We start from the raw sequence: 12,954 nt of genomic DNA, 5'->3' as shown, positions 1-12,954 counted from the left end.
TTACCGCAGTGCGCCGGCCGATTTGAGCTCTGCCTCGCGGGCGGCATCGATCCACCACAGATCCAGCATCCCCGTGTTATACGGCGGCAGGTTTTCCGGATGGCGGTACATGTCCCAATAGGCAATCCAGTTCACGTCCAGATACCAGGTCGGCACCATGAAGCGCTTGGCGCGCAGCACCCGGTCCAGCGCGCGGGCATTGGCCCGCAGCTCTTCCTGGGTCTTGGCGTTGACGATATTGCCGATCAGCGCATCCACCGCCGGATCGGCCAGGCCTGCCGGATTGAACACGGAATACTCATGCGCCTCGGAGCCGAAATACTGGTAGAGGCCGGTCGAAGGCTCCAGCGACATCGGATAGGCGGAGGAGATCATGTCGAACTCCTTTTCCCGGCGGCGGCTGGTGTACTGGGCGTAATCGACCCGGTTCAGCACCGCATCCACACCCATGGTGCGCAGGTTGCTGATATAGGGCTGCACGATGCGCTCGATGGTCGGGCTGTCGGCGAGGAACTCCACCTTCAGCACCTTGCCTTCGGCATTGCGGCGCACCCCGTCATCGCCGACGGTCCAGCCCGCCTCTTCCAGCAGCTTCATCGCCCGGCGCAGGTTCTTGCGGTCGCCCGGCCGCGACGCCTTGGAGCTGTGCGCCATCACCGGTTCCGAGGTCAGGATTGACGGGTCGATCTGATCGCCGAGCGCCTCCAGCACCTCCTTCTCGCGGCCCTCCGGCAGGCCCTTCGCCGCAAGCGGAGAATCCTGCCAGAAGGACGAGCGGTGGCGGAACAGCCCGTATTGCAGGCTTTCGTTCGTCCATTCGAAATTGAACGCCAGCTGCAGCGCCTCCCGCACACGGATGTCCTGGAACTTGGGCTTCAAGAGGTTCATCACAAAACCATTCGCGGCGGGCACATTGCCGTCCGGGATCTCGCCCTTGATCACCTGGCCCTTTTCCACCGCTGCAAAGTCATAGGCCGTGGCCCAGCTCTTGGAGTTGTTCTCGGGCCGCAGGGTATAGACGCCCGCCTTGAAGCCTTCCATCGCGGCTATTGCATCGCCGAAATACTCGACCCGGATGCGGTCATAGTTGTGGCGGCCGGCGTTCACGTTCAGGTCTGCGCCCCAATAGTTGGGGTTCAGCTTGTAGGTGATGCGCTGGTTCACCTCGGCGCTTTCCAGCATGTAGGGGCCGGAGCCGATGCCGGGATCCAGCCGCGGCTCATCAATACGGCGGTTCTCCGGGTCGGCCTCGAACCAGGCCTTGGAGAACACCGGCGTGCCGCCCACTTGGGTGATCATCGCCCGGCGCGGGAAGTCCGGGCTGAAATGGAACTTCACCCGGTGCAGGCCCAGCGCCTCAGCCTTGGGGATGCGTTTGCGCACCGCCTCGGCATAGGATTTCAGGCCCTGGTCCAGCAGGATGTTGTGGGAGAACACGACATCGTCCGCGGTGACCGGGCTACCGTCGGAAAACGTCGCCTCCGGCCGCAGGTTGAAGATCACCCAGTCCTGGCTTTCGGGGTATTCCAGGCTCTCGGCGATCAGCCCGTAGTAGGAGCCGGGCTCGTCATAGGATTCCACCAGCAGGCTTTCGAAATGATCCGAGGACAGCGCCCCTGCCCGCCCCTTGCGGGTGAAGGGGTTCATGCTGTCGAAGGTGCCGACAGCAGAGATCGACAGTTCGCCGCCCTTGGGCGCGTCAGGATTAACGTAATCGAAATGGGCAAAGCCCTCCGGGTATTTCAGCTCGCCGAACTCGGCAAAGCCGTGGCTCTTGAGGATGGTCTCTTCCGCCCTGGCCAGAGTGGCCGCCGCCAGTGCCAGGATCAGCCCCAGAGCCAGCATCGGGGCCAGCGCCGCCGCGGCCTGCAGCGGGTTCACCCTGTCTTTCGCGCGCACGCGTGCCGCAGCTCGAGCGGTATTCATCTGCCATGACCTCCTTTGCCCGGAACTTCGGCCCGGATTTCCGCTCTCAAGCTAATGTCCGGGGGTGGTAACATTCAAGTTGAGATTGGGTGATCGGGCGCCTGTTCTGGGCATAAAGCAGCCGAAACAATAGCCTGCGCGCAGCTGCGCTTGCGCGAAATAAAATTACCTGCCAGCCTCACAACATAATTGCGTTAAAAAATGAGGGAGTCTGCCGATGCTGAAGTCAATGAAATTCGCCGCTCTTGCGGTTGCCGGGGCCGCCGCGCTCAGCGCCTGTGCCCAGCAGGAAGAGGAAGTGGTCTACAGCAGCCCCGAAGAGGCGTATTGCGTGCAGACCGGCGGCCAGTACGTGCTGCGCAGCGGCAAGGCCGGCACCATCGGCGTCTGCATCCTGCCGGACGGCCAGGAGCGCGACGCGCTGGCCTATTACCGGGAAAACAACCCGGCCTGAGCAGGCCCGCTCACCCATACGCGAAAAAAGCCGCTGCGGATCCGCAGCGGCTTCTTTCTTTGGATAGCTGAGACAGCGGTCCGGATCAGTCGTCCAGGCTGTCCAGATAGGCGATGAGGTTCACCCGGTCGCTCTGCTTTTTCAGGCCGGAGAACGACATGGTGGTGCCGGAGGCATAGGCCGAGGGCTTCGCCAGGAAGGCGTCCAGCTCTTCCGGGGTCCAGGCCTTGCCGGCCAGGCCGGTCAGCGCACCGGAATAGCCAAAGCCCGAAGCGGCGGCGATGTCGCGGCCGACAACACCGTACAGGTACGGGCCGGTGGCATTGGCGCCATCTTCCAGCTTGTGGCAGGCGGAGCATTTCTTGAACACCTTGGCGCCCTTGGCGGCGTCGGCGGAGGCCATCAGCTCTTCGAAGCTGACTTCCGGCTCATCGCTGCCGGCATCTTCGTCGGTGGCAACTTCGATCACATAGGAAGCCTCACCGTGGCTGTCCATGTGATACAGTACTTCTGCGCCCCATTTGCCCAGAAGGAATACCAGGAACGCGCCGCAAACGCCTGCGGTCGCTTTGGTGAGGGTCATCGTGTCAAACATGATCGCGAGTCCATTTAGCTGTCTGACGGGGTGTCTAAGGCTTCCCCTCCCAAGTGGCAAGGTATAGACAGCGCGACGAAACGCCCAAATATTGAAGTTTTGCACGGGGAACACACCCATGAGCCGCAAAATCGCCATTCAGGGGGAGCTTGGCTCCTACAGCCACGAGGCCTGCCGCATCGCCCGCCCCGGCATGGAGGTGCTGCCCTGCCGCACGTTCGAGGACATTCTGGAGGCGGTGCGCACCGGCGAGGCGGAGCAGGCGATGCTGCCGGTGGAGAACTCTACCTACGGGCGGGTGGCCGACAGCCACCGGCTCTTGCCGCACAGCGGGCTGCACATCGTCGACGAAGCCTTTGTGCGGGTGCATATCAACCTGCTGGCGGTGCCGGGAGCAAAACTGGAAGACATCCGCGAGGCGCATTCGCATCTGGTGCTGCTGCCGCAGTGCGGGACCTTCCTGCGCGAGCACGGCATCCGCGGCCGGGTCAGCCCCGACAATGCCCGCGCCGCCCGCGATGTGGCCGAAGCCGGCGACATTCACTCCGCCGCGCTGGCCAGCGAACTGGCAGGCGAGATCTACGGGCTGGAGGTGCTGGCCCGCCATATCGAGGACAACGGCGACAACACCACCCGCTTCCTGATCATGGCGCAAGAGCCGGATTACACCCGCCGCGGCGCTCACAACATGATCACCAGCTTCGTGTTCCAGGTGCGCAACATCCCGGCGGCGCTCTACAAGGCGATGGGCGGCTTTGCCACCAATGGCATCAACATGACCAAGCTGGAAAGCTACATGGTGGACGGCTCCTTCACCGCCACCCAGTTCTATGCCGATATCGAGGGCCACCCCGACGACCCGCACGTGCAGCTGGCGATGGACGAGCTGAACTATTTCACCACCAATGTGGAAATCCTCGGCGTTTATCCGGCGGACAACGGCCGGTTCTAGGCCAGCCGGAATCCGGCGCGAATTCCGGCCAGGAAAAATCGATTTTTCCTGGCCGTTTTCATCGCATGAAAACGGCACCCTGCATCAAGCTGTTCGGGGAAAAGTGAGAGGCTGGACATCGACCCAAGCGGGGCTCGTTGTGGCTGCTTCCTTCCGGACCTGACCAGGTTGGCGAGGCGCTTGCCCGCGCCAACCTCTCGAATCCCGATATAAGCGCCGCTGCCGGGATTGGCAAGGGCCGCTCCCGGCCTGCTTTCAGAGGTTCACAGCTGCAGCTCGAGCTGCCAGAACCCGCTGCTGGTGAACCCGCAAGGTGTCACCAGCCCGGCGGGCAGCTCGTCCAGATAGGCGGCCGCCCCCGGCCCGGTCACAGCCACCGCGCTGGAGCCGGGCATCGGCGCCAGCTGCCAGGGGTACGGCGCCGCCGCCAGCGGGTCCGCAGGCAGCTGCCCGGCGATATAATCGCGCACCGCCTGGCGGATCCGCATCGGCGCCAGCGGCAGCTCCTCGGCCTCGCGCAGCATCCTGAAGCTGCCGCCGCCGCTGACCCGGTAGCTGTTGGCGGCAACCGCAAAGCGCTGCTCCGGCACCACCGTGCGGCCGTTCCAGCACAGATCCAGGATCCGGCGCGCCGACGGGTTGATGCACGTTCCGGCGGCGGAATAGCGCGGCGGCTGCGACAGATCGATCTGATAGCTCAGCCCGAAAATCACGTCGAAATGATGCCCCGCCCGCTGCGGGTCGGCCAGCCGGGTGCCGGAACTGCCCGGCTCGACCCGGTTGAACAGCCCGGCCGACATCTCCAGCCACTCCCGCAGCTGCGCGCCGGTGACCGTGACCACCCGCAGCTCATTGGCAAAGACCTGCAGATCGGCGATATTGCGGGCGCACAGCTCCCCGGCCGGGATGTCGGTAAAGGAATGCGGGCCGGAGCGGCCGCCGAATTTGCACGGTGCCGCCGCGGACAGCAGCGGCAGGCCTTCCGCGGAGGTGCCTTGCAGCAGCGGCCGCACCGCAGCCGCCTGGGCGCAGGCAACCAGCGCCAGCCCCCGGTCGGGCGCAAAGAAGGTGAAATAGGAATGCATCGCCACTGGGCTGTAGCCCGCAGGCTGCCGCATCCGCTCCAGGGTGCGGGCGTGATCAGCGGCCAGCGCCCGGGTGAAGCCGGCCTCCTCCTCCACCAGCGGCACAGCTTCGCCGGAGTGCCCCGGCTGTGCTACCGGCTGCAGGCTGGCAGTGCCGCCGGCGGGCTGCCAGCCCGCGCTGGTATGCTCCAGCTCCAGGCTGATCACCCCCAGATGCGAGCCATGCGCCCCCGGCATCACCACCGGCTTGGCAAAAGGATAGTCCGGGTCAGGCAGCGTCAGATGGGTGTGGCCGCCCACCACCGCGTCAATCCCGGGCAGCGCCGCCAGCTGCTCCAGCGCGTTCTCGCTGCTGTCCGAACCGGTTCTGGCAGCGATCCCGGTGTGCGCCAGCGCCAGCACCACATCGCAGCCCTGTTCCCTCAGCCTCCGGGCCTGGGCTTCGGCAGTTTCCACGATGCCCCCGGCCTCCAGCTCCACCTCCAGCGCGTGGCCGCACCAGATCAGCGTTTGCGGCGGCAGTACCGACAGCAGGCCGATCCGCACCGGCGGCAGGCCGGGGCAGCCCGGAATCTGCCGCTCCAGCACCGCGGTTCCCGCAAAAGGCAGGTCAATCTCCGGCTCTGCAGCGGTCAGGCTGGAGCACAGCACCGGGCACGGCACGTCCCTGAGCACCCCTGCCAGCGCCGCAAGGCCAAAGTCGAAATCGTGATTGCCCAGGCCAACCGCATCATATTCCAGCACCTGAAAGGCACGCGCCAGCGGATGCGGCCCCTCAGCGCCGGGCACGATATCGCCCAGCGGCGAGCCCTGAAAGCCATCGCCGTTATCGACCAGAATGCAGGCCGCGCCTTGCTCCGCCGCAGCAGCACGCTCCCGGCCGATCAGGCTGGCCACCCGCGACAGGCCGATGGCCGGAACCGGACGGTCGGCATAGTAATCATGGCTCAGCAGGTTGCAGTGCAGGTCCGTAGTGGCCAGCACGCGCAGCACCCCGGCGGGCCGGGCCTCCGGAGCCCCCGCCCCGCCTGTCATGTCCGAATTTCTGCTGACACCGCCTGCCCGCCGCTCCTCTCGCACCATTCGGCGCCATTCTTGATTTGCGGCTATTTGAGTCAGCGTATTAACGATTTGCAATAACTCGTTTCCGCGGCCCGTTAACTTTTTCCTGCCGCCCCATCCGCTCCGGCATGGTTGCGTCATGTTCCGTTGCAAAATACCCCTGCGGCTGCAGGGCAGGTGTGGCGGCGCAGCGACAGGCAAGCGCAGATCGCAGCGGAATGCTGGCAACCCCTGCGGCACACTGTCATGGATTGCCGCAGTCCGTCCGGCAAGCCCGGCAAACCGCCGCCAGTCAAAGGAGAGCCGCCATGAAACGCGCAGAACATGTGACTTTCGGCGGCGGCGGACTGGAACGCGCCGCGCATCTGCGCACCGACGCGTCAGCGCTGGACGCGGCCTGGAACAACCCGCAGGCCCAGGTGCTGCTGATGTGGCGCGGCAAGCCGCTGACCCGGCGCGAAGCTGAAGGCGGCCTGCCCTGCGGCCTGGCCTGGACCGCACCTGACCACCCGCTGGCCGCCAGCCGCCGGGACACGGCGCTGTTCCTTGGGCTGGAGCCTGGCAGCGCGCCCTGCTTTGCCTGCGATATCAGCGATTGGCAGCCCGAAAGCCTGGACCAGGAGGCTCTGAGCAGCTTTGCCGATGCCAGCGAGCAGCGGCACCCGGACCTGCCGGATAGCCATGTCTTTGCCGAGCTGCGCCGGGTGATGACCCGCCTTACGCCGCTGGAGGCCGAGCTGGCCACCACCGCCAAGGCGATGCTGGCCTGGCACCGCAGCCACCGGTTCTGCGCCTGCTGCGGCGCGCCCAGCGACATGGCGCAGGCGGGCTGGCAGCGGATCTGCCCGGCCTGCAAGGCGCCGCATTTCCCGCGCACCGACCCGGTCGTGATCATGCTGATCACCCACGGCGATTCGGTTCTGATGGGCCGCTCGCCCGGCTGGCCCGAGGGGATGTATTCGCTGCTTGCAGGGTTTGTCGAACCCGGCGAGACGCTTGAGGCCGCAGTGCGCCGGGAGGTGCTGGAGGAAACCGGCGTCAGGGTCGGCCCTGTCAGCTACCTCTCCTCGCAGCCCTGGGCCTTTCCGATGTCGCTGATGTTCGGCTGCGCAGGCGAGGCGCTGAGCCGCGAGATCACCATCGACCCGAATGAGATCGAAGACGCGCTGTGGGTCAGCCGCCAGGAGATGATGACTGTCTTTGCAGGCGATCACCCGGTGCTGAAGCCCTCGCGGGAGGGGGCAATCGCCCATTTCCTGCTTAAAAACTGGCTTGCGGACACGCTGGACTAAATCGCATATTGCCGCAAACCGAACCGCAGCCAGGCGGCGCAGCTGAGGCAGGCAGACATGAAGATTCAAAGCAAAGAAGATATCGAAGCCCCGATTGCCGAGGTGTTCGGCGTCATCTCCGATTTTGAGCTGCTGGAGCGCTCCGCCCTGCGCCGCGGCGTCGAGCTGCAGCGGACCGGCAACCTCACCGATCCGGAGAGCGGCCTGGCCTGGGATCTGAAGTTCAGCTTCCGCGGCAAGCCGCGCGACATCCGGCTGACGCTGGCGTCTTATACCCCGGTGACCGGGCTGGCGCTGACCGGCAGCGGCAGCGGCATTGACGGCCGGATGGAGGTGGAGCTGCTGGCGCTGTCGCCGCAGCGGACCCGGATGTCTGTAGAGCTGAAGCTGACGCCCTCCAGCCTGACCGGTCGTCTGCTGGTGCAATCCCTGAAACTGGCACGCAGCAACCTGACCCGCCGCTTCAAGCTCCGCCTGGCCGAATTCGCCAAGAACACCGAAGACCGGCTGAAACGCCCCGCCTGAGCCGCTGCCGCCGCCCGGACTGAAGGCCTAGGCCTGCGGCAGCAGATGCGGCCACAGGGCGGCATTGCTGCGGGCAAACGCCCCCAGGTGGCCGACAGACTTGAGCCCCAGCTCCCGCGGCGCCAGAACTGTCCGGCGCTGCTCTGCGCCGCCAAAGACCTCGCCCAGCCGCCAGACGGCCGGCGGCGGCACAACGTCATCATCCGCCAGCGCAAACAGATCCACCGGGATGCCGGTCTCTGCCCAGCGCGGCTGCGGCAGGCCCTGCCCTGTCTCCGGCAGATAGCTGCCCCGGGTGGTGCACCAGCGCCGCCATTGCCAGTAGACCCCTGCCGGCAAATCGGCCCCGAACCCCACCGCACGCCCGGGCAGATAGCCCAGAACACGGGCCGCCAGCGGCACATGGCCGAACCAGAAAGCCAGCGCCAGCGCGCGGTAGGGCCAGGGATGATCGTGGTGATGCACCAAGCCGCCCGCAACCACGATCATGCGGGCGACGTCCTCAAGATCGTCCTGCAGGGGCATCAGCATCGCACCCAGCGAATGGCCGATCACCCACAACGGCACGCCCGCATAGTGCCGCCGCATTTCGGCCCGGGCAGCGGGCTGATCCGCCAGCGCCCAATCGGCCATCGTCACCTTGGACCGGCGCGGATGCTCCCGCGCCGAGTCTCCGAAATCCGTGTAGTCATAGGTCAGGCAGGCGATCTGCTGCTCCGCCGCCAGCCAGCGCGCGAAATGCCGGTAAAAACGCTGCGGCACCCCGGTTGCGCCGTTCAGCACCACCGCCGCCCGGGCAGGCCCGTCCGGGTGGTACAGCCGCCCTGCCAGCTCCCCCGTCCCGGAAACAAAGCACAGCTCCTGTTCCCGGAAACCGGCGGTATGTTCTGCGTGTCTGTCCAGCATGACTGCCTCCTAGACCAATCGGTCCAATTCATGACTGGACCATTTGGTCTAATGCTGTCAAGCTGCCGCCATGAATGACGTGACGACAGCCAGCCCGCCTCCCGGCAGCCCGGCCCCGACCCGGGAGCGGCTGATCCGCGCTGCCGCCGGCCTGTTCCGGGACAAGGGCTACGCCGGCACCGGCCTGGCAGAGCTGCTGGCCGCCGCCGAAGCGCCGAAAGGATCGCTCTACCACCATTTTCCCAACGGCAAATCCGACCTCGCGCTGGCGGCGGCCACCTGGGCCTCGGACCAGATGCTGGCGCTGATCGACGCCGCCTTCGACCCGGCCCCCAGCTTCCAGGCCGGCGCCAAGACGGTCTGCTACAAGCTCGCGAAACTCTTCGACAAGCAAGGCAAGTGGAGCGGCTGCCCGGTCTCTGCAACCCTGTTTGCCGGGCCGGAAAACGACGCCTTCCGCCAGCACGCCGCGGATCTGTTCGAAAGCTGGATCGCGGCCACCGCCCGCCACGCCCGGCGCCTGGGCCTGCCAAAGGACGAGGCCCGCGCGGCCGCGGAGAACTTCTATATCCTGCTGCAGGGCGGCTGGCAGCTGGCGCGGGTGCGGCGCGACTCCGACGTGATCCGCGCCCTGCACACCCAGATGCAGCTGCAGAAAACCGATTGACGACTCAGGGAACCAACCGCTACCGCTTGTGGTGATGGTTCCCGCGCCACAGAATCTTGTGTCCGGGATGAAAAGGGAACACGGTGCGGCCCCGCCCCAGGCAAGGCCAAGTCCGCGACTGCCCCCGCAACTGTAAGCGGCGAGCGACCCCGATAGAGCCACTGGCCCCCTAAGAGGCCGGGAAGGATCGGGAAAGCATCGACCCGCAAGTCAGGAGACCTGCCATCGAACGTGTAACTCGAACCCGGGCGGGGTGTCCGGACAGGGTCTGATGGCTGCGGCGGAGGCACTCCGTCTTTCATCCGGTCTCTTGTCCCCCAAACCCCCGCACCACGCGCGGAGGGCGCAGACATGATGTGGACAGACCAGACGCATTTCTATGCGGCAACGGATTGCAAATACCTGGGCAAACCCTGCCCGGCGGCGGAGCGGATGATCGCCAAGCTGGCCGAGGCAATGACCAAGGCCAAACCGCTCACTCAGGACGATTTCGAAATCACCGGCACCACCGCGCTGGACGGCTGCCCGCGCAACTGCCCGGCGCAGTTCGTGGCCAGCCACGACCGGATCCGGCTGTTCTGCGGTGTCGCCGGGGACGCCCCGCGCGAGGGCCTGGACCGCTTTGCCGACGCGATCCTCAGCCGCGACGGCACCGGCTTTGCCGCCTCCCGCCTGGACGCCCGCCCCTGCGCGCTGATGGAGGCGCTGCCGAAAACGGAAAAGGCGCGGCAGGCAGAACAGATGATGGCGCTGTGAACTGAGTTTTCAGGCTCTCCTTTCGGACACAGAGGGCAGCGCCCGCCCCGGTGGGGGCGGGACGGGCGCTGCCCGGCCTTCCGGCCGGGCGTAAGATTGAATAAGAATAAGGCCTAACCTGCCGCCAGCCCCGCGCAGGCCCAATGCATCTGCGCTTCGGTCTCCACTGCGCAGGGCCGCACCGCGCGCAGCCGCGCCAGCGCCTGCGCCGGTTCCTCGCCGCATTCGATCATCAGCCGCAGCACCGCCATGCCGGAGCGCCCGCAGCCGCCCCGGCAATGCACCAGCACCCGGCCGCCGCCTGCCAGCGCCTGCCGCGCCGACCGGCTGGCCGCGGCCCATTTCGCCGCCACCCCGGGCTGCGGCGTGCTGAAATCCGGCACCGGCAGATGCAGCCAGCGGCTCGCCATGCTTTGAATGTCGATCCCCAGCCGCGGCACCCCGGCCGCGGCATGCTCCGCCTCCGTGGTCATCGAGATCACCAGCCCCGGTTTCCACTGATAGATCTGGATCAGGTCGCTGCGGTAATCGCCTTCGCCGCCGGGCAGCCGGCACAGCGCCAGAATGCCGCCGCCCGCAGACAGCGCGTGGATGGTCAGCCCAGCCTGCGCCGCCTTGTCCTGCGCCGCTGGTTCAGAGGTTTCATCAGATCGCATACCGCCTCCCTAGCCGTTGCGTTCCTGCGTTTCCCCCGCACGTCCCCTTGCCCGCAGCCTAGCCGCTAACCGCACAATGCCAAAGCGCTTTTGCAGCCCCGCGAATGCTGCCTTCTGCGGTGGACGAACGGGCTGCGCTTCAATACCCTGCGCGCAACGCGGGCGCCCCGCACACCGAATCCGGCACGAGACACCATGAACGACATCCCCAGCGGCACCACCGGCGGCACCGGCCAATCCCAATACCAGGTTCTGGCCCGCAAATACCGGCCCGAAACCTTTGCCGATCTGGTGGGCCAGGACGCGATGGTGCGGACGCTGAAAAACGCCTTTGCCGCCGACCGCATCGCCCAGGCCTTCATCATGACCGGCATCCGCGGCACCGGCAAAACCACCACCGCCCGGATCATCGCCAAGGGCATGAACTGCATCGGCGAGGACGGCCAGGGCGGCCCCACCACCGATCCCTGCGGCAAATGCGAGCATTGCGTGGCGATCATGGAAGGCCGCCATGTCGACGTGATGGAGATGGACGCCGCCTCGCGCACGGGCGTCAACGACATCCGCGAGATCATCGACTCGGTCCAGTACCGCGCCGCCTCGGCGCGCTACAAGATCTACATCATCGACGAGGTCCACATGCTGTCGACCTCCGCCTTCAACGCGCTGCTGAAGACGCTGGAGGAACCGCCCGCGCATGTGAAGTTCATCTTCGCCACCACCGAGATCCGCAAGGTGCCGGTGACGGTTCTGTCCCGCTGCCAGCGCTTCGACCTGCGCCGGATCGAGCCGGAGGTGATGATCGCCCTCTTGCGCAAGATCGCCACCGCCGAAGGCGCAGAGATTGCAGACGACGCGCTGGCCCTCATTACCCGCGCGGCTGAGGGCTCTGCCCGGGATGCGACTTCGCTCTTGGACCAGGCAATCTCCCACGGCGCCGGAGAGACCACCGCCGATCAGGTTCGCGCCATGCTGGGCCTCGCCGACCGCGGCCGGGTTCTGGACCTGATGGACATGATCCTGCGCGGCGATGCGGCGGCAGCCCTTACCGAACTCAGCGCACAATATGCCGAGGGCGCCGACCCGCTGGCAGTGCTGCGCGACCTTGCGGAGATCACCCACTGGGTCTCAGTGGTGAAGATCACCCCCGACGCGGCCGAAGACCCCACCGTCAGCCCGGATGAACGCGCCCGCGGCCAGCAGATGGCGGAAAACCTGCCGATGCGGGTCCTCACCCGGATGTGGCAGATGCTGCTGAAGGCGCTGGAGGAAGTCGCCGCCGCCCCGAACGCGATGATGGCCGCCGAAATGGCGGTGATCCGCATCACCCATGTGGCCGACCTGCCCTCGCCCGAGGAACTGATCCGCAAGCTGCAGGACACCCCGCCCCCGCCGCCTCCGGGTCCTGGCAGCGGCGTGCCGATGCAGGGCCTGGGCGCCCCGGCCCTCGGCGGGTCTGGCGGCGGCAATGGCCAAGGTGGCTATGGCGGCCCAGACGGCCCCGCCGGCGGCGCGCCGGTGGCCCATGGCGGCAACGGCACCGTGACGGCTCTGGCGCCGCAGGTCAGCTCCGCGCTGGCCCGCTACCCGACGTTCGAGCATGTGGTCGAACTGATCCGCACCAACCGCGACGTGAAACTTCTGGTCGAGGTTGAAACCGGCGTGCGCCTGGTCTCCTACCAGCCAGGCCGGATCGAGTTCACCCCCGCCGCCCAGGCACCCAAGGATCTCGCCGCCCGGCTCGGCTCGGCGCTGCAGACCTGGACTGGCGCCCGCTGGGTGGTCTCCATCGCACCGGATGGCGACGCGCCCACCATTGCCGAGGTCCGCGACGCCGCCGAAAACGCCCTGCGCGAGAAGGCCACCGCGCATCCGCTGGTGCAGGCGGTGCTGGAAAAATTCCCCAAGGCCAGGATCAAGCGCATCCGCACACCCGAGGAACTGGCCGCCGAAGTCGCCGCCGAGGCTCTGCCCGAGGTGGAAGACGAATGGGATCCGTTCGAGGACGGGTGACGAATTCACGCAGGGCAGCGCGTGACCTTGGGTGGGCGCGATAGCGCCTTCCCAGGGGGAAGGTC

Annotated in this window: 12 protein-coding genes, 1 other RNA gene and 1 riboswitch; of the genes, 7 read left to right on the top strand and 6 right to left on the bottom strand. The window is 66.6% G+C overall.

Going from position 1 to position 12,954, the window contains the following annotated elements; all coding sequences use genetic code 11:
• On the bottom strand, positions 1-1,926 hold the full coding sequence (locus tag ACFMBG_RS02920; protein WP_421053232.1) for an extracellular solute-binding protein: 1,926 nt from the start codon (positions 1,924-1,926) through the stop codon (positions 1-3).
• 217 nt (positions 1,927-2,143) lie between these two features.
• Here ACFMBG_RS02920 and ACFMBG_RS02915 point away from each other — a divergent pair, with 217 nt between their 5' ends.
• On the top strand, positions 2,144-2,380 hold the full coding sequence (locus ACFMBG_RS02915) for a putative hemolysin (RefSeq protein ID WP_421053231.1): 237 nt from the start codon (positions 2,144-2,146) through the stop codon (positions 2,378-2,380).
• Positions 2,381-2,465: 85 nt separating this feature from the next.
• On the opposite strand, the gene ACFMBG_RS02910 is transcribed toward ACFMBG_RS02915, so the two are convergent.
• Entirely contained in the window at positions 2,466-2,975 is a 510-nt protein-coding gene (locus ACFMBG_RS02910) for a c-type cytochrome (protein WP_421053230.1), read from the bottom strand.
• A gap of 118 nt (positions 2,976-3,093) precedes the next feature.
• Between ACFMBG_RS02910 and ACFMBG_RS02905 the strand changes: the two genes are divergently transcribed.
• A complete protein-coding gene (locus tag ACFMBG_RS02905; RefSeq protein WP_421053229.1) occupies positions 3,094-3,927 on the top strand; it encodes a prephenate dehydratase in 834 nt (277 codons plus the stop codon).
• Between the two features lie 101 nt (positions 3,928-4,028).
• On the opposite strand, the gene ffs is transcribed toward ACFMBG_RS02905, so the two are convergent.
• An RNA gene (gene ffs, locus ACFMBG_RS02900) (signal recognition particle sRNA small type) lies at positions 4,029-4,127 on the bottom strand.
• Positions 4,128-4,190: 63 nt separating this feature from the next.
• Positions 4,191-6,047, bottom strand: coding sequence for a 5'-nucleotidase C-terminal domain-containing protein (locus ACFMBG_RS02895; RefSeq protein WP_421053228.1), 1,857 nt, complete (start codon positions 6,045-6,047; stop codon positions 4,191-4,193).
• A gap of 335 nt (positions 6,048-6,382) precedes the next feature.
• Between ACFMBG_RS02895 and nudC the strand changes: the two genes are divergently transcribed.
• The gene (nudC, locus tag ACFMBG_RS02890; protein ID WP_421053227.1) at positions 6,383-7,366 is read left to right on the top strand and encodes an NAD(+) diphosphatase; all 984 of its coding nucleotides are present in this window, start codon (positions 6,383-6,385) and stop codon (positions 7,364-7,366) included.
• Between the two features lie 57 nt (positions 7,367-7,423).
• Positions 7,424-7,891 (top strand): SRPBCC family protein, encoded by a 468-nt coding sequence (locus ACFMBG_RS02885; protein ID WP_421053226.1) that lies wholly within the window; start codon positions 7,424-7,426, stop codon positions 7,889-7,891.
• 27 nt (positions 7,892-7,918) lie between these two features.
• Here the strand turns inward: ACFMBG_RS02885 and ACFMBG_RS02880 are convergent, their stop codons facing one another.
• Positions 7,919-8,797, bottom strand: a complete 879-nt coding sequence (locus ACFMBG_RS02880; RefSeq protein WP_421053225.1) for an alpha/beta hydrolase family protein — start codon at positions 8,795-8,797, stop codon at positions 7,919-7,921.
• A 70-nt stretch (positions 8,798-8,867) separates the two neighbouring features.
• On the opposite strand from ACFMBG_RS02880, the gene ACFMBG_RS02875 reads away from it, so the two are divergent.
• Both ACFMBG_RS02875 and ACFMBG_RS02870 read left to right on the top strand, forming a co-directional pair.
• Positions 8,868-9,464: a TetR/AcrR family transcriptional regulator gene (locus ACFMBG_RS02875; protein WP_421053224.1), complete on the top strand. Its 597-nt coding sequence runs from the start codon at positions 8,868-8,870 to the stop codon at positions 9,462-9,464.
• Positions 9,465-9,482: 18 nt separating this feature from the next.
• A riboswitch (cobalamin riboswitch) is annotated at positions 9,483-9,705 on the top strand.
• Positions 9,706-9,815: 110 nt separating this feature from the next.
• A complete protein-coding gene (locus ACFMBG_RS02870; protein ID WP_421053223.1) occupies positions 9,816-10,220 on the top strand; it encodes a hypothetical protein in 405 nt (134 codons plus the stop codon).
• Positions 10,221-10,333: 113 nt separating this feature from the next.
• Here ACFMBG_RS02870 and ACFMBG_RS02865 read toward each other — a convergent pair whose 3' ends face one another.
• Complete coding sequence (locus tag ACFMBG_RS02865) at positions 10,334-10,876, bottom strand: protein-tyrosine phosphatase family protein (protein ID WP_421053222.1); 543 nt, start codon at positions 10,874-10,876, stop codon at positions 10,334-10,336.
• Positions 10,877-11,071: 195 nt separating this feature from the next.
• Between ACFMBG_RS02865 and ACFMBG_RS02860 the strand changes: the two genes are divergently transcribed.
• Positions 11,072-12,889: a DNA polymerase III subunit gamma/tau gene (locus tag ACFMBG_RS02860; protein ID WP_421053221.1), complete on the top strand. Its 1,818-nt coding sequence runs from the start codon at positions 11,072-11,074 to the stop codon at positions 12,887-12,889.
• Positions 12,890-12,954: the final 65 nt, after the last annotated feature.

The organism is Leisingera coralii, assembly GCF_049056525.1.
Taxonomy (GTDB): Bacteria; Pseudomonadota; Alphaproteobacteria; order Rhodobacterales; family Rhodobacteraceae; genus Leisingera; species Leisingera coralii.
The sequence above is the reverse complement of the archived record's forward strand: the minus strand, read 5'-3'. Positions and strand labels throughout refer to the sequence as shown.

Bases quoted from the DNA above. Each gene is read 5' to 3' on its own strand.
- ACFMBG_RS02910 (WP_421053230.1), bottom strand. From the start codon at position 2,975: ATGTTTGACACGATGACCCTCACCAAAGCGACCGCAGGCGTTTGCGGC.
- ACFMBG_RS02870 (WP_421053223.1), top strand. From the start codon at position 9,816: ATGATGTGGACAGACCAGACGCATTTCTATGCGGCAACGGATTGCAAA.
- ACFMBG_RS02920 (WP_421053232.1), bottom strand. From the start codon at position 1,926: ATGAATACCGCTCGAGCTGCGGCACGCGTGCGCGCGAAAGACAGGGTG.
- ACFMBG_RS02860 (WP_421053221.1), top strand. From the start codon at position 11,072: ATGAACGACATCCCCAGCGGCACCACCGGCGGCACCGGCCAATCCCAA.
- ACFMBG_RS02885 (WP_421053226.1), top strand. From the start codon at position 7,424: ATGAAGATTCAAAGCAAAGAAGATATCGAAGCCCCGATTGCCGAGGTG.
- ACFMBG_RS02865 (WP_421053222.1), bottom strand. From the start codon at position 10,876: ATGCGATCTGATGAAACCTCTGAACCAGCGGCGCAGGACAAGGCGGCG.
- nudC (WP_421053227.1), top strand. From the start codon at position 6,383: ATGAAACGCGCAGAACATGTGACTTTCGGCGGCGGCGGACTGGAACGC.
- ACFMBG_RS02905 (WP_421053229.1), top strand. From the start codon at position 3,094: ATGAGCCGCAAAATCGCCATTCAGGGGGAGCTTGGCTCCTACAGCCAC.
- ACFMBG_RS02875 (WP_421053224.1), top strand. From the start codon at position 8,868: ATGAATGACGTGACGACAGCCAGCCCGCCTCCCGGCAGCCCGGCCCCG.
- ACFMBG_RS02915 (WP_421053231.1), top strand. From the start codon at position 2,144: ATGCTGAAGTCAATGAAATTCGCCGCTCTTGCGGTTGCCGGGGCCGCC.
- ACFMBG_RS02895 (WP_421053228.1), bottom strand. From the start codon at position 6,047: ATGACAGGCGGGGCGGGGGCTCCGGAGGCCCGGCCCGCCGGGGTGCTG.
- ACFMBG_RS02880 (WP_421053225.1), bottom strand. From the start codon at position 8,797: ATGCTGGACAGACACGCAGAACATACCGCCGGTTTCCGGGAACAGGAG.